Source organism: Pseudomonas sp. A (assembly GCF_056270345.1).
This window is the reverse complement of record NZ_CM149873.1, coordinates 118,385-136,256: the sequence shown is the minus strand read 5'-3', so window position 1 is coordinate 136,256 and position 17,872 is coordinate 118,385. Positions and strand designations below refer to the sequence as shown.

The following is a 17,872-nucleotide window of genomic DNA, read 5'->3' as shown; positions in this document are numbered from 1 at the left end:
ACCTGCACTGGCCTCTTCGCGGGTAAACCCGCTCCCACAGGATTGCTGTCGGCCTTGATGGCGGTGCAGTACCTGTGGGAGCGGGTTTACCCGCGAGAGGCCGGCGGTTTGTGAATATGTTGCCGGCTGTTCAAATATTCGCCAATCACCTTGCTTGTGCCCCCGGCCTTCTCTACAATTGCGCCCCTTGCCAGCTGGCCGGTGCGCATGCGCCTACACGCCGGGGCAAGACTTACAGTGTCATTCACTCCTTGTCTGACCAGATACGCTGGCAGACTACTAACCCGTAAGGAGCATTCATGCGTCATTACGAAATCATCTTCCTGGTTCACCCGGACCAGAGCGAGCAAGTCGGCGGCATGGTTGAGCGTTACACCAAGCTGATCGAAGAAGACGGCGGCAAGATCCACCGTCTGGAAGACTGGGGCCGTCGTCAACTGGCCTATGCAATCAACAATGTTCACAAGGCTCACTACGTGATGCTGAACGTTGAGTGCACCGGCAAGGCCCTGGCCGAGCTGGAAGACAACTTCCGCTACAACGATGCCGTGATCCGTAACCTGGTCATCCGTCGTGACGAAGCCGTTACCGGCCCGTCCGAGATGCTCAAGGCAGAAGAGAACCGCAGCGAGCGCCGTGAGCGTCGCGAACGTCCTGAGCATGCTGATGGCGCCGAAGGCGACGACAGCAATGACAGCGACAACAGCGATAACGCTGACGAGTAATCCACGGACCTTTTGAGGAGCCAATCACATGGCACGTTTCTTCCGTCGTCGTAAATTCTGCCGCTTCACTGCTGAAGACGTGAAAGAGATCGACTTCAAAGATCTCAACACCCTGAAAGCTTACGTATCCGAAACCGGCAAGATCGTTCCAAGCCGCATCACCGGTACCAAAGCTCGTTATCAGCGTCAGCTGGCTACCGCTATCAAGCGCGCCCGCTTCCTGGCCCTGCTGCCCTACACCGACAGCCACGGCCGCTGAGACCGGGTCGTCGACTTAAGTAGCAAGGGATAAGCATGCGAGCGTTAGCTGGTTTCATCATGCGCGGTCGTGTGCAGGCCACCCTCGTGGTGGTCATCAGCGCGGTACTGCCGCTGCTGTTCTGGTTGAGTGCCGCCGCCGGGAGCCTGGTGCTCCTGCGGCGCGGGTTCAAGGACGCGTCATCGGTCATCGCCTGGGGCCTTTTGCCAGCGTTGATCATCGCGTTCTTCGGCGAACCAAGCACCTTGCTGGTGCTGTTGGGAACGCTGGGTCTGGCCGCCTTGTTGCGGGCCGGGCATTCCTGGACCCGGGTGTTGCTGTCCAGTGTCGCATTAGGCTTGCTGTACAGCCTGATCCTGGACGCGGTGATGCGCGAGACCTTCGAGGTGCTGGCCAAGGCGCTTGAAAAAGCCCTGCCGCAGATCGAGGGCCAGCCGGTACTACCTGGTGAGCTGATCGGCCCTTTGCTGGTCGCTTCCAGTGCGGTAATGCTGCAGCTGTTCAGCCTGCTGGCTTTGATGCTGGCGCGCTATTGGCAGGCGGCGTTGTACAACCCTGGTGGTTTCGCCCGCGAGTTTCGCGAGCTGAGGCTGCCGCTGGTACCAATGCTGGTGCTGGTGTCATTGATGGTGCTGGGCCCGTTCCTCGGGTCGTCGTTCATCGTCCTGGCCTCCGCCTCCAGCCTGGTGCTGCTGCTTGCTGGCATCGCCCTGGTTCATGGGCTGGTGGCACAGCGGCGACTGGCCGGTTTCTGGCTGGTGGGGATGTACGTGACGCTGCCGCTGCTCATGCAGCTGATGTATCCGTTGCTCGTGGTTTTGGCCATTGTCGACAGCCTGATTGATTTTCGCGGTCGCAAGTCCCCTTCACAGGGTGACGACTCCGCGAACGGTGAAGGTTAAAAGTTAAGAGGTTTTACCAAATGGAACTGATCCTGCTGGAAAAAGTCGCCAACCTGGGCAACCTGGGCGACAAAGTAAACGTTAAGGCTGGTTACGGCCGTAACTTCCTGCTGCCATTCGGCAAGGCCACCGTTGCCAACGCCGCCAACCTGGCCGCGTTCGAAGAACGCCGCGCCGAGCTGGAAAAAGCCGCAGCAGACAAGAAAGCTTCGGCTGAAAGCCGCGCTGCCCAACTGGCCGAGCTGGAAGTGACCATCACTGCCACCGCTGGCGACGAAGGCAAGCTGTTCGGTTCGATCGGCACCCACGACATCGCTGACGCCCTGACCGCCTCCGGCGTTGAAGTGGCCAAGGCTGAAGTTCGTCTGCCGAACGGCACCATCCGTCAGGTTGGCGAATACGACGTAGCCGTGCACCTGCACAGCGACGTTGAAGCCACCGTACGCGTGGTTGTCGTAGCTGCCTAAGCTGCCTTAATCGACTGGCTCCTCGTGGGTCAGGCGGTTAACATCGGGCACGGTCCTGTTTTGTGCAGGCCGTGCCCTTTGTCTTTTTCATCTTCCAGAATTCTTTCGTGGCCATGAACGAGATCACCACCCCCGAACAACTCGACCTGCAAACCGCTGCGCTGAAGGTGCCGCCGCATTCCATCGAGGCCGAACAGGCCGTGCTCGGTGGCCTGATGCTGGACAACAACGCCTGGGAGCGGGTGCTCGATCAAGTTTCGGACGGCGATTTCTACCGGCATGACCACCGCCTGATCTTCCGTGCCATCCACAAGCTGGTGGATGCTAACCAGCCGTTCGACGTGGTGACCCTGCACGAGCAGTTGGACAAGGAAGGCGTGTCCACCCAGGTCGGTGGCCTGGCCTATCTGGCCGAGCTGGCCAAGAACACCCCGTCGGTGGCCAACATCAAGGCCTACGCCGCGATCATCCGCGAGCGGGCCACGTTGCGTCAGCTGATCAGCATCAGCACCGACATCGCCGACAACGCCTTCAACCCCCAGGGGCGCAACGCCGAAGAGATCCTCGACGACGCCGAGCGGCAGATCTTCCAGATCGCCGAGGCGCGACCGAAGACCGGTGGCCCGGTGGGGGTCAACGAGCTGTTGACCATGGCCATCGACCGCATCGACACGCTGTTCAACTCCGACAGCGACATCACCGGCGTGTCCACCGGTTACACCGACCTGGACGAGAAAACCAGTGGCCTGCAGGCGGCCGACCTGATCATCGTCGCCGGCCGTCCCTCGATGGGCAAGACCACCTTCGCCATGAACCTGGTGGAAAACGCCGTGTTGCGCAGCGAGAAGGTGGTGCTGGTGTTCTCTCTCGAGATGCCCGGTGAGTCGCTGATCATGCGTATGCTTTCGTCCCTGGGCCGTATCGACCAGACCAAGGTGCGTTCCGGACAGTTGGACGACGATGACTGGCCGCGCCTCACATCGGCGGTCAACCTGCTCAATGACCGCAAACTGTTCATCGACGATACCGCCGGCATCAGCCCGTCGGAGATGCGCGCACGGACCCGCCGCCTGGCGCGTGAGCATGGCGAGATCGGCATGATCATGGTCGACTACCTGCAGCTGATGCAGATCCCGGGTTCGGCCGGCGACAACCGCACCAACGAGATTTCCGAGATCTCCCGCTCGCTCAAGGCGCTGGCCAAGGAATTCAACTGCCCGGTGATCGCCCTGTCGCAGCTCAACCGCTCCCTGGAGCAGCGCCCCAACAAGCGCCCGGTCAACTCCGACCTTCGTGAATCGGGTGCGATCGAGCAGGACGCCGACGTGATCATGTTCGTCTACCGCGACGAGGTGTATCACCCCGAGACCGAGCACAAGGGCGTGGCCGAGATCATCATCGGCAAGCAGCGTAACGGCCCCATCGGCTTCGTGCGCCTGGCGTTCATCGGCAAGTACACCCGCTTCGAGAACCTCGCGCCGGGCATGTACAATTTCGACGACGACGAATAAAGGCTGCCCAGGAACCCTGTAGGAGCGGCCTTGTGCCGCGAAAGGGCCGCAAGGCCCCAGCATTTTGCACTACTGCTGAATTGCTGGGGCCGCCATGCGGCCCTTTCGCGGCGCAAGGCCGCTCCTACAAAGACCGTGCCCACCACGTTATTCGTCTGCCCCATGAATCCGACCACTACCGTCGGATTTGGTCAAAATTTGTGCTATATTCCGCGCCCGCGATTTTCCTGCACATTAGAACCGGTCACTGACATGCAAGCAGCCAAACCACTCTACGACTATCCCAAGTACTGGGCCGAATGCTTCGGGCCAGCGCCTTTCCTGCCGATGAGCAGGGAGGAGATGGATCAGCTCGGCTGGGATTCCTGCGACATCATCATCGTGACCGGTGACGCCTACGTCGACCATGCGTCGTTCGGCATGGCCATCATCGGCCGCCTGTTGGAAGCCCAGGGTTTCCGCGTGGGCATCATCGCCCAGCCGAACTGGCAGTCGAAGGACGACTTCATGAAGCTCGGCGAGCCGAACCTGTTCTTCGGTGTGGCTGCGGGCAACATGGACTCGATGATCAACCGCTACACCGCGGACAAGAAGATCCGTTCCGATGACGCCTACACTCCCGGCGGCATGGCCGGCAAGCGTCCGGACCGCGCCAGCCTGGTGTACAGCCAGCGCTGCAAGGAAGCCTACAAGCACGTGCCGATTGTGCTCGGCGGCATCGAGGCCTCGCTGCGCCGCATCGCCCACTACGATTACTGGCAGGACAAGGTCCGCCACTCGATCCTGGTCGACGCCAGCGCCGACATCCTGCTGTACGGCAACGCCGAGCGGGCGATCGTCGAGGTCGCCCAGCGCCTGTCCCAGGGTGAAAGCATCGAGCACATCACCGATGTGCGCGGCACCGCGTTCATTCGCCGCGACACGCCGCAGGGCTGGTTCGAGATCGACTCCACCCGCATCGACCGTCCGGGCCGGGTCGACAAGATCATCAACCCGTACGTGAACACCCAGGACACCCAGGCCTGCGCCATCGAGCAGGCCAAGGGCGAGCAGGAAGACCCGAACGAAGCCAAGGTCGTGCAGATCCTCGACAGCCCGAGCGTCACCCGCGAGAAGTCGGTGATCCGCCTGCCGTCGTTCGAGAAGGTACGCAACGACCCGGTGCTCTATGCCCACGCCAACCGCGTGCTGCACCTGGAGACCAACCCGGGCAACGCCCGCGCCCTGGTGCAGAAGCATGGCGACGTGGATGTGTGGTTCAACCCGCCACCCATCCCCATGACCACCGAGGAAATGGACTACGTGTTCGGCATGCCGTATGCGCGTATCCCGCACCCGGCCTATGGCAAGGAGCGCATCCCGGCCTACGAGATGATCCGCTTCTCGGTGAACATCATGCGTGGCTGCTTCGGTGGCTGCACCTTCTGCTCGATCACCGAGCACGAAGGCCGGATCATTCAGAACCGCTCCCACGAGTCGATCCTGCACGAGATCGAGGAGATGCGCGACAAGGTGCCGGGCTTCACCGGCGTGGTCTCCGACCTCGGCGGCCCGACCGCCAACATGTACCGCATCGCCTGCAAGAGCCACGACATCGAGAAGCACTGCCGCAAGCCGTCGTGCGTGTTCCCGGGCATCTGCGAGAACCTCAACACCGACCACAGCTCGCTGATCGAGCTGTACCGCAAGGCCCGTGCCTTGCCGGGGGTGAAGAAGATCCTGATCGCCTCGGGCCTGCGCTACGACCTGGCGGTCGAGTCGCCGGAATACGTGCGCGAGCTGGTCACCCACCACGTCGGCGGCTACCTGAAGATTGCCCCGGAGCACACCGAGCGTGGCCCGCTGGACAAGATGATGAAGCCGGGCATCGGCACCTACGACCGCTTCAAGCGCATGTTCGAGAAGTTCTCGAAAGAGGCGGGCAAGGAGCAGTACCTGATCCCGTACTTCATCGCCGCGCACCCGGGCACCACCGACGAAGACATGATGAACCTGGCCTTGTGGCTCAAGGGCAACGGTTTCCGCGCCGACCAGGTGCAGGCGTTCTACCCCTCGCCGATGGCCTCGGCCACGGCCATGTACCACTCGGGCAAGAACCCGCTGCGCAAGGTCACCTACAAGAGCGAAGGGGTGGAGATCGTCAAGAGCGAGGAGCAGCGCCGGTTGCACAAGGCGTTCCTGCGCTACCACGATCCGAAGGGCTGGCCGATGCTGCGTGAAGCGCTGCAGCGCATGGGCCGCGCCGACCTGATCGGGCCGGGCAAGCACCAGCTGATCCCGCTGCACCAGCCAGCCACTGATACCTACCAGAGCGCCCGGCGCAAGAACTCGACGCCGGCCGGCAGCCACAAGGTGGGCAAGGACCAGAAGATCCTCACCCAGCACACCGGCCTGCCACCGCGCGCCAGCGACGGCAGCAAGCCGTGGGACAAGCGCGAGAAGGCCAAGGCCGAGGCATTCGCCCGCAACCAGCAGGCGGCCAAGGAGCGCAAAGAGGCAGCCAAGGGCGGCAAGGGCAAGAAGCCGCGTCAGCCGGTCATTCCGCGCTGATCCTGATGACTTGGTAAAGTCCTCTGTGGGAGCGGGTTTACCCGCGAATGCAATGGTGAAGCCACCGCCGCATTCGCGGGTAAACCCGCTCCCACAGGCAAGGTGTATATCTGCCAGCAATCAATCTGGTTTGCGATCGACCCACTTCGGCAATACCGGCGACTCGAACCGCTCCATCCCCTCCAACAGCTCATCCGGCTGATGCTCCAGCAACAGCATCGCCCGGTGCTGCGGCCGCACGAAGCCCTCTTCGACGATATGGTCGAGGAACCCGCCCAGCTTTTCATAGAACCCGTTCACATCCAGCAGCCCCAACGGCTTGGCGTGATAGCCCAGCTGTCCCCAGGTCCACACCTCGAACAGCTCCTCCAGCGTGCCCAGTCCACCCGGCAGGGCGATGAAGGCATCGCTGAGCTCGGCCATGCGCGCCTTGCGCGTGTGCATGCCGTCCACCACTTCCAGGCGGGTCAGGCCCTTGTGGCCGATCTCGGCGTTCATCAGGCTCTGGGGAATGATGCCGATGACTTCGCCACCGGCGGCCAGGGCGGCATCGGCGACGGTGCCCATCAGGCCGACCGCGCCACCGCCGTAGACCAGGGTCAGGCCTCGGCGGGCGATGGCCTGGCCAAGGGCGATGGCAGCTTCGCGATAGGCGGGGTTGGCACCGATGCTGGCGCCACAGAAGACACAAACGGAACGTACAGGCATTGCTTATCTCCCTTTACATGCGCGCACAGGGTAAGGCGCATGCCTGTCGCTTCCAAGGGGGGAGATCACTCGGGGCGGGCGAATTCGCAGATGGCGCCACTGGCTCCGTGGGCGTAGGCGGCGAGCAGGCTGTTCATGAAGCTGGAAAGGGACATTTCATTCAACTCCTAAATGAGAGGTTGTCCCATCGTCTATCAAGAGGGCATGATGTGCACTTTGATTGGTTGTATACAATCCATTGAACAAATCTACTGCCTGGCCACTTGACACCCCTTGACCCACATCAGGTACGGGCGTCCTGTTTTCAGGCAGTCTCGCAATTGATAAAACCCTGCCAAGGAGATTCATGATGTTTGCGAAAGCTGTAGCGGTATCCCTGCTGACCCTCGCCAGCGCTTCTGTCTTCGCTGCTGACAAGTGCTCGGTGACTGTCGACTCGACTGACCAGATGTCCTTCAACACCAAGGAAATCACCGTCGACAAGAGCTGCAAGGAGTTCACCGTAAAACTGACCCACTCCGGCAGCCTGCCGAAGAACGTCATGGGCCATAACCTGGTCATCAGCAAGACCGCCGACATGCAAGGCATCGCCACCGAAGGCATGTCCCAGGGCCTGGACAAGGACTACATCAAGGCCGACAACGCCGCGATCATCGCCCACACCAAGATGATCGGCGCGCCTGAGAAAGAAACCGAAGTGAAGTTCGATGCCACCAAGCTGGAAGCCGGTGGCGACTACAGCTTCTTCTGCACCTTCCCGGGCCACATCGCGATGATGAAAGGCAAGGTCGTCGTCAAGTAATTAAAGCCTGACGCCGTACCCTGTGGGAGCGGGTTTACCCGCGAATGCAATGGTGAAGCTACCGCCGCATTCGCGGGTGAACCCGCTCCCACAGGTCCTTTTAGCGTCTGATCAAGGCGCGAACGGCAGCTCGCGCTTGTGCTGGGTCTTGCGGTAGGTAGCGACGATGATGTCGAACGCTGCCTGGTCGACCGGCTGCCCATGCAGGAACGCATCGATCTGCTGGTAGGTCACGCCGTGTGACGCCTCGTCCGGCTTGCCCGGTTCGAGGTCTTCCAGGTCCGCGGTCGGCACTTTCTCCACCAGCGACTCTGGCGCGCCGAAGCTGCGCGCGATGGCCCGCACCTGGTTCTTCACCAGCCCGCTCAACGGTGCCAGGTCGCACGCCCCGTCACCGAACTTGGTAAAGAACCCCATCACCGCCTCGGCGGCGTGGTCGGTGCCGATCACCAAACCCGCGCGGGCACCGGCGACGGTGTACTGGGCGACCATGCGGGTACGCGCCTTGACGTTGCCGACAACGAAGTCCACCAGGGTCGGCGAGCCGTTCTTCAGCTCCTGAACTTCCGCCGCCAGGGCTTTCACCGCCGGGGCGATGTCGATGGTGTGCACCTCGTTGGCCTTGATCACGTCCAGGCAAGCCTGGGCGTCGTGCTCGTCGTGCTGCACATGGTACGGCAGGCGCACGGCGATGAAGGTGTAGGCCTGGTCGCCGGTCTCGCTGCGCAGCTCGTTGATGGCGCGTTGGGCGAGCAGGGCGGCGGTCAGCGAGTCGACGCCGCCGCTGATGCCCAGTACCAGGGTCTTGAGCCGGGCATTGGCCAGGCAGTCCTTGATGAAGGCCACGCGCCGGGCGACTTCCCGCTCGAGGGCGGCGGCGTCTGCGAACGGCGGCTGCACCTTGAGCGCCCGGGCAATCTCTTGCTGAACGGCTTGCATGGGTTACTCCTTGCTGGGGACTTTGAATACGTGACGCAGGTAAGTGACGAAGTTCTCGTCGCGGCACTGGGTCTTGGCGGCTTCGTCGGAGATCTTCGCCACCGGCGAGCCGTTGCAGTCGGTCATTTTAAGCACGATGTTCATCGGCGCCACACCGGGGATGTCGCAGGTCAGGTTGGTGCCGATACCGAAGCTGACATTGATGCGCCCGCGCAGGGCGCGGAAGATCTCCAGCGAGCGGGTCAGGTTCAGGCCGTCGGAGAACACCAGGGTCTTGGTCATCGGGTCGATCCCCAGTTTCTGGTAGTGGGCGATGGCCTTCTCGGCCCAGGCCACCGGCTCGCCGGAGTCGTGGCGCAGGCCGTCGAACAGCTTGGCGAAGTACAGGTCGAAGTCCTGGAGGAAGGCATCCATGGTGATGCAGTCGGTCAGGGCGATGCCGAGCAATCCACGGTATTCGCGGACCCAGCAGTCCAGCGCGGCGATCTGGCTGTCGATCAGCCGCGGGCCGAGCTGCTGGTGGGCCATGATCCACTCGTGGGCCATGGTGCCCAGGGGCTTGATATCCAGTTTCCATGCCAGGTCGACGTTGCTGGTGCCGACGAAGCGGCCCGGGAACTCATCTCGCAGCACCCGCACCACTTCCTCCTGCACACGGCTGGAGAAACGTCGGCGGGTGCCGAAGTCGGCCACCTGCAGGTGGGCCAGTTCGTCGTCGCTGGCGTGGGCGCGCAGCCAGTCGAACTTGCGGTGCAGCTGGTCGCGGGCTTCGGCCAGGCGCATGCGCGGGTGCAGGTGGCGGTTGCGCACCTCGCTGATGATGGCCAGCAACGGCACCTCGAAGAGGATCACATGCAGCCAGGGGCCGCGCAGGCGCAGGAACAGCTGATCGTTTTCGATACCGATGCGCACATAGCGCAGGTTGAAGCGGAACAGGCGCAGGAAGCGCAGGAAGTCCGGCTTGAGGAAGCTGATGCGCTCGAGGAAGGCCAGTTGGTCATCGTCCAGGGTCAGCTCGCTGAGCAGTTCGAGCTGGTTGCGGATCTCGCCCAGGTAGGGCCGCAGGTCTTCGCCATTGCGGCAGCGGAATTCCCATTCGACGTCGGCGTCCGGGTAGTTGTGCAGGACGGCCTGCATCATCGTCAGTTTGTAGAAGTCGGTGTCGAGCAGGTTGTGCACGATGCGCTCGGCGAATGCGCTCTCGCTCATCAGGGGGAAGCTCCAAGGCGGGCAATGGCGGCTATTGTGCCAGCCTTTGGGGTGATATTGCGCCTGTACCGGCCTCTTCGCGGGTAAACCCGCTCCCACAGGTAGAGTGCCATCCTGTGACAGCAACTGTCTTTTGTGGACGCTGGCTCCTACAAGTGAGGCTCAGGCGTCGCGCGGCCCATGTGGGAGCGGGTTTACCCGCGAAGAGGCCGGCTCAGGCAAAACAGGTGTTTTTCCGTGCACCGACTAGCCTTCTAACGGTGCCGCCTGTAGCAGTCACGCACCAGCGGTGTGCAGTTCGGTGACGTCCGCTGTTACAGGTCGGTTGCACGTTAACACTCGCAAGGGTTGCAATGATGGCGCTCGAAGGTTGCTCCTTGTCTAGGCGTGTCGGTAGCGCTTGCTCCGCAGTAGACGGTTGCACGCTCAATAAAGAAAAGGCCGCCGGTCGCCACTGTTCACCCCCTGTCGTGTGTTTTCCCGGAAGACAAAACCACTGGCACGGCCCTTGCTCGGAGCACAGGGCTGAGAAGTTGTAGTGCCAACCAAAAAAAATATTCTAGGAGCACCACCTCATGTCGCAGACGTTTTACAAGAAAGGTTTCCTGGCACTGGCCGTAGCCACGGCACTGGGTGTTTCTTCGTATGTTCAGGCCGACATCAAGATCGGCGTCGCAGGTCCCATGACCGGGGCCAACGCAGCGTTTGGCGAGCAGTACATGAAAGGTGCGCAGGCAGCGGCCGATGTGATCAACAAGGCCGGTGGCGTGAACGGCGAGAAGATCGTCCTGGTCAAGGGCGATGACGCCTGCGAGCCGAAGCAGGCCGTGGCCGTGGCCAACCGCCTGGTCGACCAGGACAAGGTGGCAGGCGTGGTCGGTCACTTCTGCTCCTCCAACACCATCCCCGCTTCCGAGGTCTACGACGAGGCCGGCGTGATCGCCATCACCCCAGGCTCCACCAACCCGCAAGTGACCGAGCGCGGCCTGTCCGCGATGTTCCGCATGTGCGGCCGTGACGACCAGCAGGGCATCGTCGCCGGCAACTACATCGTCGATGTGCTCAAGGGCAAGAAGGTCGTGGTGCTGCACGACAAGGACACCTATGGCCAGGGCCTGGCCGACGCGACCAAGGCGCAACTGGAAAAACGTGGCGTCAAACCGGTGCTGTATGAAGGCCTGACCCGTGGCGAGAAGGACTTCAGCGCCGTGGTCACCAAGATCCGCTCCGCCGGTGCCGACGTCGTCTATTTCGGCGGCCTGCACCCGGAGGCCGGCCCGCTGGTACGCCAGCTGCGCGAGCAGGGTCTGAAGGATGTGGCGTTCATGTCCGACGACGGCATCGTCACCGACGAACTGGTCACCACCGCCGGCGGCGCCCAGTACACCAACGGCGTGTACATGACCTTCGGTGCCGACCCGCGCCTGCTGCCCGACAGCAAGACCGTGGTCGAGGAGTTCCGCAAGAACGGCACCGAGCCAGAGGGCTACACCCTGTACGCCTACGCTTCGGTCCAGGCCCTGGCCGCCGCCTTCAACGGCGCCAAGTCGAACAAGGGCGAGGACGCCGCCAAGTGGCTGAAGGCCAACCCGGTCAAGACCGTCATGGGCGAGAAGAAGTGGGACAGCAAGGGCGACCTGACCGTCTCCGACTACGTGGTCTACCAGTGGGATGCCAACGGCAAGTACCACCAGCTGGAAAAACAAAAATAAAAACGGCCAACGGCCCGCGTGCGTTTCGCACCGGGCCGTAGCCCCGCGGTACCTGTCATTGTCAGTAGATCTGCACAGTTCTGCGCTGCGAGGGCCGTTGCATCCGGATCCTGCGTGGTCGGCGCTCGTGCAATCTCAATCAGGTGAGATTGCGTTATGGATGGTATTTTCCTGCAGCAACTGGTCAACGGCCTGACCCTCGGGTCGGTCTACGGCCTGATCGCCATCGGCTACACAATGGTCTATGGCATCATCGGCATGATCAACTTCGCGCACGGGGAGGTGTACATGATCTCCGCGTACCTCGCGGCGATCAGCCTGGCATTGCTGGCCTACTTCGGTATCGAGTCGTTTCCGCTGCTGATGCTGGGCACCCTGTTGTTCACCATCGTCGTCACCGGCGTCTATGGCTTCACCATCGAACGCATCGCCTACAAACCCCTGCGCAACTCCACCCGCCTGGCCCCGCTGATCAGCGCCATCGGCATCTCGCTGATCCTGCAGAACTACGCGCAGATCAGCCAGGGCGCCCGCCAGCAAGGCGTGCCGACCCTGCTCGAAGGCGCCATGCGCGTCGAGGTGGGTACAGGTTTCGTGCAACTGACCTACACCAAGATCTTCATCCTGGTGGCCGCCTTCGTCGGCATGGCGCTGCTCACCTATGTCATCAAGTACACCAAGCTCGGGCGCATGTGCCGGGCCACGCAGCAGGATCGCAAGATGGCCTCGATCCTGGGTATCAACACCGACCGGGTGATCTCCTACGTGTTCGTCATCGGTGCGGTGATGGCCGCGCTGGCCGGTGTGCTGATCACCATGAACTACGGCACCTTCGACTTCTACGCCGGCTTCATCATCGGCATCAAGGCGTTCACCGCCGCGGTGCTCGGCGGCATCGGCTCGCTGCCGGGGGCGATGCTCGGCGGCATCATCCTGGGGATCTCCGAATCGTTGTTCTCCGGCCTGATCAACTCCGACTACAAGGACGTGTTCAGCTTCTCGCTGCTGGTGATGATCCTCATCTTCCGTCCCCAAGGCCTGCTGGGTCGCCCGCTCGTGGCTAAGGTGTGAACATGTCCGCTGCCAATTCTGCCTCTGTTGCCCAATCCAAGGGTTTCGACCTCAAACGCAGCCTGCTGGAGACGATCGTCGCCGGCCTGCTGGCGCTCATCGTCTTCGGTCCGGTCGTCGGCGTGGTGCTCGACGGCTACAGCTTCAACGCCGAGCCGGCCCGCGTGGCCTGGCTGGTCGGCGGTGTGATGATCGGGCGTTTCATCCTCAGTGTGTTCCTGCAGACACCGACCGGCCAGCGCATGCTCCAGGGCTTCGACAGCGGGGGTTCGGGCGTGCATGTACTGGCGCCGGACTACAAGTCGCGGCTGCGCTACATCATCCCGGCGCTGATCGTCATCGCCATCGTGTTCCCGGTGTTCGCCAACAAGTACCTGCTGACCGTGGTCATCCTCGGCCTGATCTACGTGCTGCTGGGCCTGGGCCTGAACATCGTGGTGGGCCTGGCGGGCCTGCTCGACCTGGGTTACGTGGCGTTCTACGCCATCGGCGCCTACGGCCTGGCCCTCGGCTACCAGTACCTGGGCCTGGGCTTCTGGAGCGTGCTGCCGCTGGCGGCGATCGCTGCGGCGCTGGCCGGGTGCATCCTCGGTTTCCCGGTGTTGCGAATGCATGGTGACTACCTGGCCATCGTCACTTTGGGCTTCGGCGAGATCATCCGCCTGGTGCTGAACAACTGGCTGTCGTTCACCGGTGGCCCGAACGGCATGCCGGCGCCGTCGCCGACCTTCCTGGGGCTGGAGTTCGGCCGTCGGGCGAAGGACGGCGGAGTGCCGATCCATGAGTTCTTCGGCTTCGATTACAACCCTAACCTTAAGTTCGTGTTCATCTATGCCGTGCTGTTCCTGGTGGTACTGGCGGTGCTGTACATCAAGCACCGGTTGACCCGCATGCCGGTCGGGCGCGCCTGGGAGGCCCTGCGCGAGGACGAGATCGCCTGCCGCTCCATGGGCCTGAACCATGTACTGGTCAAGCTCTCGGCGTTCACCCTGGGCGCTTCCACCGCCGGCCTGGCCGGGGTGTTCTTCGCCACCTACCAGGGCTTCGTCAACCCGTCGTCGTTCACCTTCTTCGAGTCGGCGCTGATCCTGGCCATCGTCGTGCTTGGCGGCATGGGCTCGACCGTGGGCGTAGTGATAGCGGCATTCGTGCTGACCGTGGCCCCGGAGCTGCTGCGCAGCTTCTCCGAGTACCGGGTGCTGCTGTTCGGCGTGCTGATGGTGCTGATGATGATCTGGCGACCGCGGGGGCTGATCCGCATCAGCCGCACCGGCGTGGTCCCGCGTAAAGGAGTGGCGCCATGAGCGACGAAATCATTCTGTCGGTCGACAACCTGATGATGCAGTTCGGCGGGATCAAGGCGCTCAGCGATGTCAGCCTGAAGGTCAAGCGTAACCAGATCTTCGCCCTGATCGGTCCCAACGGCGCCGGCAAGACCACTGTGTTCAACTGCCTCACCGGCTTCTACAAGGCCAGCGGCGGGCGTATCGAGCTGAACGTGCGCGGCAGCCACACCAACGTCATCCAGCTGCTCGGCGAGCGCTTCCAGGCGGCGGACTTCGTCTCGCCGGCGCGCTTCGCCAACCGCCTGTACTACAAGATGTTCGGCGGGACCCACCTGGTCAACCGCGCAGGTCTTGCGCGCACCTTCCAGAACATTCGCCTGTTCAAGGAAATGTCGGTGGTGGAGAACCTGCTGGTGGCCCAGCACATGTGGGTCAACCGCAACCTGCTGGCCGGCGTGCTCAACACCCCGGGTTACCGCAAGGCCGAGAGCGACGCGCTGGACCATGCGTTCTATTGGCTGGAGGTGGTCGACCTGGTCGATTGCGCCAACCGCCTGGCTGGCGAGCTGTCGTACGGCCAGCAGCGCCGTCTGGAAATCGCCCGGGCCATGTGCACGCGGCCGAAGATCATCTGCCTGGACGAGCCGGCCGCCGGCCTCAACCCGCAGGAGACCGAGGCCCTCAGCCGCATGATCCGCGTGCTGCGTGACGAGCACGACATCACCGTGGTGCTGATCGAGCACGACATGGGCATGGTCATGAGCATCTCCGATCATATTGTCGTGCTCGACCACGGCAACGTGATCGCCGAGGGCACGCCACAGGACATCCGCCACAACCCGACGGTGATCGCCGCCTACCTGGGCGCTGACGAAGAGGAGCTGATATGAGCGCGCCCATTCTCGAGTTGAAGGACCTGGATGTGTTCTACGGGCCGATCCAGGCCCTGAAGAAAGTCTCGATGCACATCAACGAAGGCGAGACGGTGAGCCTGATCGGCGCCAACGGCGCGGGCAAGTCGACGTTGCTGATGTCGATCTTCGGCCAACCGCGGGCGGCCTCCGGGCAGATCGTCTATCGCGGCACCGACATCACCCGCAAGTCGTCGCACTACATTGCCTCCAACGGCATCGCCCAGTCACCGGAGGGGCGCCGGGTGTTCCCCGACATGACCGTCGAGGAGAACCTGATGATGGGCACCATTCCGATTGGCGACAAACATGCGGGTGAAGACATGCAGCGCATGTTCGAGCTGTTCCCGCGGCTCAAGGAGCGGCGCAACCAGCGCGCCATGACCATGTCCGGCGGCGAGCAGCAGATGCTCGCCATCGCCCGAGCGCTGATGAGCCGGCCCAAGCTGTTGCTGCTCGACGAGCCCTCGCTGGGGCTGGCGCCGATCGTGGTCAAGCAGATCTTCTCCACCTTGCGCGAGCTGGCGCAGACCGGCATGACCATCTTCCTCGTGGAGCAGAACGCCAACCACGCGCTGAAGCTGTCTGATCGAGCCTATGTGATGGTCAACGGGCAGATTCGCATGACCGGGACGGGTCAGGAACTGCTGGTCAACGAGGAGGTGCGTAACGCCTATCTGGGCGGGCACTGAGGATTTAGCACGCTCTTTGTAGGAGCGGCCTTGTGCCGCGAAAGGGCCGCGAAGCGGCCCCAAGATCTCAGCATCATGTGAAATCGCCGGGGCCGCTTCGCGGCCCTTTCGCGGCACAAGGCCGCTCCTACAGGGGATCGCAGCGCTTGGCGATGCTTTCACCGCATGTGGACAACTTGTCGCATATCTTTCTTGAAACACTCCACATCCCCACTGCAAACCCTTGTTTCCACAAGTGGAAAACTTTCCACGGATTGTGTGGAACCGCCTGTGGAAAACATGGTGGCACCTCGCTCCAGCCCAGATAAACCAGCGCCTCCAAGTATTTGATCGTTTTTTGATCAAGTGCTGCTTGTGCATGATTTTGCATGGGTTTTGCGCAGCAGATCGGTTTGCCCAGAGCGCGTTGCTTTCTGTGGATAACTCTGTGAAAAAACCTTGGACAGACCGCCACAGGCAGCATGGTTGAAAGCGTTGCGCCATCATGCAGCGATGTCCACAACCTACAGAGGTTCCCTTGACCCGACGAGTTGCCCCCAATCCGTGGGGAAAGCCTTGTGGATAAGATGCGCATAGCCCGGCGCAGCCCTTCTATCACGGGCCTCAGCGGGGTTAGTACGTTTTTTGACCAGTGGCGATGACGGTTGTGGTCGGGCCTTGCGCCGGGCATGCTGCGAGGCCAGTCGACGACAATCCCACGCTGAGGAGAAGAGCATGACATCCACCGTATTCATCACTGGCGCGACGTCCGGTTTTGGCGAGGCCACCGCCCGCCGTTTCGCCGACGCCGGCTGGAAGCTGGTGCTCACTGGTCGGCGCAAGGAGCGCCTGGATGCGTTGTGCCAGGAACTGTCGGCCAAGACCGAGGTGCATAGCCTGGTGGTCGACGTGCGTGACCGCAAGGCGATGGAGGCAGCCATCGCCAGCCTGCCGCCGACCTTCGACAAGCTCCAGGGCCTGGTCAACAACGCCGGCCTGGCGTTGGGTGTCGACGCCGCGCAGAACTGCAGCCTGGACGACTGGGAAACCATGGTCGACACCAACATCAAGGGGCTGATGTACACCACTCGCTTGCTGTTGCCTCGGTTGATTGCCCATGGCCGCGGCGCGTCGATCCTCAACGTCGGTTCGGTGGCGGGCAACTACCCGTACCCGGGCGCGAACGTGTATGGCGGCACCAAGGCCTTCGTCGGCCAGTTCTCGCTGAGCCTGCGCTGCGACCTGCGAGGGACCGGCGTGCGGGTGAGCAATATCGAGCCGGGGCTGTGCGAGAGCGAATTCTCGCTGGTGCGTTTCGGTGGGGACCAGGCGAAGTATGATGCGACCTACGCCGGTGCCGATCCGATCCAGCCCCAGGATATCGCCGAGACCATCTTCTGGATCCTCAACCAGCCGGCGCATATCAACATCAACAGCCTGGAGCTGATGCCGGTGAGCCAGGACTGGGCTGGCTTCTCGATCGACCGATCGGCCAAGGGTTGAATCATGGTGCGGGGTTGCCAGGCAGCCCCGCAGACACGAGGTGTCCACGCTTGAAGAAAATCGCCCTGTTCGCCGATGTGCAGAACCTCTACTACACGGTTCGCCAAGGCCATGGCTGCCATTTCAACTACGCCGCGCTGTGGGCCGAGGTCAGCCGCGAAGGGCAGATCGTCGAGGCGGTGGCCTATGCCATCGACCGTGGCGACAGCAAGCAGCAGCAATTCCAGCAGATCCTGCGCAACCTCGGGTTCGAGGTGCGCCTCAAACCCTTCATCCAGCGCGCCGATGGTTCCGCCAAGGGCGATTGGGACGTGGGCATTACCCTCGATGTCATCGAGGCGGCGGCGCGGGTCGACCAGGTGGTGCTGGCCTCGGGCGACGGTGATTTCGACCTGTTGCTGGAGCGTGCTATGCAACGCCATGGCGTCGAAACGGTGGTCTACGGTGTACCCGGGTTGACAGCCCTGGCACTGATCCGCGCGGCCAGCCGTTATGTGCCCATCGAAGGCAAGTTACTGTTGCGCCACTGACCTGTACACAGGTTCCGGGCTGGAGTGGTGCGTGGGAGCAGTGCGTGGGAGCGGGCTTGCCCCGTGATCGCAATGCCGGCTCTATCGCGGGCCAAGTCGCAACGGCGAACCGCCGC

At 62.5% G+C, this 17,872-nt stretch carries 17 protein-coding genes; 14 read left to right on the top strand and 3 right to left on the bottom strand.

The annotated features are described in order from the left end of the window. Positions 1-299: 299 nt before the first annotated feature. The 6 genes from rpsF (at position 300) to AC0MAZ_RS00555 (ending at position 6,414) form a co-directional block, all read left to right on the top strand. Positions 300-725 (top strand): 30S ribosomal protein S6, encoded by a 426-nt coding sequence (gene rpsF / locus AC0MAZ_RS00580; RefSeq protein ID WP_011535936.1) that lies wholly within the window; start codon positions 300-302, stop codon positions 723-725. Between the two features lie 28 nt (positions 726-753). Further along, the gene (rpsR, locus tag AC0MAZ_RS00575) at positions 754-984 is read left to right on the top strand and encodes a 30S ribosomal protein S18 (protein ID WP_003249563.1); all 231 of its coding nucleotides are present in this window, start codon (positions 754-756) and stop codon (positions 982-984) included. Between the two features lie 35 nt (positions 985-1,019). Continuing rightward, on the top strand, positions 1,020-1,886 hold the full coding sequence (locus AC0MAZ_RS00570; protein WP_203650179.1) for a YybS family protein: 867 nt from the start codon (positions 1,020-1,022) through the stop codon (positions 1,884-1,886). A 20-nt stretch (positions 1,887-1,906) separates the two neighbouring features. Continuing rightward, positions 1,907-2,353, top strand: a complete 447-nt coding sequence (gene rplI, locus AC0MAZ_RS00565; protein WP_011535934.1) for a 50S ribosomal protein L9 — start codon at positions 1,907-1,909, stop codon at positions 2,351-2,353. Between the two features lie 113 nt (positions 2,354-2,466). Further along, positions 2,467-3,864, top strand: coding sequence for a replicative DNA helicase (gene dnaB / locus AC0MAZ_RS00560; protein WP_110735182.1), 1,398 nt, complete (start codon positions 2,467-2,469; stop codon positions 3,862-3,864). 252 nt (positions 3,865-4,116) lie between these two features. Then, positions 4,117-6,414, top strand: a complete 2,298-nt coding sequence (locus AC0MAZ_RS00555) for a YgiQ family radical SAM protein (protein WP_203650185.1) — start codon at positions 4,117-4,119, stop codon at positions 6,412-6,414. Between the two features lie 120 nt (positions 6,415-6,534). On the opposite strand, the gene AC0MAZ_RS00550 is transcribed toward AC0MAZ_RS00555, so the two are convergent. Then, a complete protein-coding gene (locus AC0MAZ_RS00550; RefSeq protein ID WP_475859794.1) occupies positions 6,535-7,122 on the bottom strand; it encodes an LOG family protein in 588 nt (195 codons plus the stop codon). Positions 7,123-7,471: 349 nt separating this feature from the next. Between AC0MAZ_RS00550 and azu the strand changes: the two genes are divergently transcribed. After that, entirely contained in the window at positions 7,472-7,924 is a 453-nt protein-coding gene (gene azu / locus AC0MAZ_RS00545; RefSeq protein WP_046854010.1) for an azurin, read from the top strand. A 111-nt stretch (positions 7,925-8,035) separates the two neighbouring features. Here the strand turns inward: azu and nadE are convergent, their stop codons facing one another. Both nadE and pncB read right to left on the bottom strand, forming a co-directional pair. Then, a complete protein-coding gene (gene nadE / locus AC0MAZ_RS00540; RefSeq protein ID WP_475859793.1) occupies positions 8,036-8,863 on the bottom strand; it encodes an ammonia-dependent NAD(+) synthetase in 828 nt (275 codons plus the stop codon). Positions 8,864-8,866: 3 nt separating this feature from the next. Continuing rightward, positions 8,867-10,072, bottom strand: a complete 1,206-nt coding sequence (gene pncB / locus AC0MAZ_RS00535) for a nicotinate phosphoribosyltransferase (RefSeq protein WP_203650205.1) — start codon at positions 10,070-10,072, stop codon at positions 8,867-8,869. Between the two features lie 575 nt (positions 10,073-10,647). On the opposite strand from pncB, the gene AC0MAZ_RS00530 reads away from it, so the two are divergent. The 7 genes from AC0MAZ_RS00530 (at position 10,648) to AC0MAZ_RS00500 (ending at position 17,756) form a co-directional block, all read left to right on the top strand. Next, entirely contained in the window at positions 10,648-11,784 is a 1,137-nt protein-coding gene (locus AC0MAZ_RS00530; RefSeq protein ID WP_203650207.1) for a branched-chain amino acid ABC transporter substrate-binding protein, read from the top strand. Between the two features lie 156 nt (positions 11,785-11,940). Then, entirely contained in the window at positions 11,941-12,855 is a 915-nt protein-coding gene (locus AC0MAZ_RS00525) for an ABC transporter permease subunit (RefSeq protein WP_102683954.1), read from the top strand. A gap of 2 nt (positions 12,856-12,857) precedes the next feature. Next, positions 12,858-14,159: a high-affinity branched-chain amino acid ABC transporter permease LivM gene (livM, locus tag AC0MAZ_RS00520; RefSeq protein ID WP_203650209.1), complete on the top strand. Its 1,302-nt coding sequence runs from the start codon at positions 12,858-12,860 to the stop codon at positions 14,157-14,159. After that, positions 14,156-15,031, top strand: coding sequence for an ATP-binding cassette domain-containing protein (locus AC0MAZ_RS00515; protein ID WP_050707124.1), 876 nt, complete (start codon positions 14,156-14,158; stop codon positions 15,029-15,031). Before livM ends, AC0MAZ_RS00515 begins: the two co-directional genes overlap by 4 nt. Further along, a complete protein-coding gene (locus tag AC0MAZ_RS00510; protein WP_028688239.1) occupies positions 15,028-15,744 on the top strand; it encodes an ABC transporter ATP-binding protein in 717 nt (238 codons plus the stop codon). Before AC0MAZ_RS00515 ends, AC0MAZ_RS00510 begins: the two co-directional genes overlap by 4 nt. Positions 15,745-16,458: 714 nt before the next feature. Further along, complete coding sequence (locus AC0MAZ_RS00505; RefSeq protein ID WP_203650211.1) at positions 16,459-17,226, top strand: SDR family oxidoreductase; 768 nt, start codon at positions 16,459-16,461, stop codon at positions 17,224-17,226. 50 nt (positions 17,227-17,276) lie between these two features. Beyond that, on the top strand, positions 17,277-17,756 hold the full coding sequence (locus AC0MAZ_RS00500; RefSeq protein WP_186734492.1) for an NYN domain-containing protein: 480 nt from the start codon (positions 17,277-17,279) through the stop codon (positions 17,754-17,756). Positions 17,757-17,872: the final 116 nt, after the last annotated feature.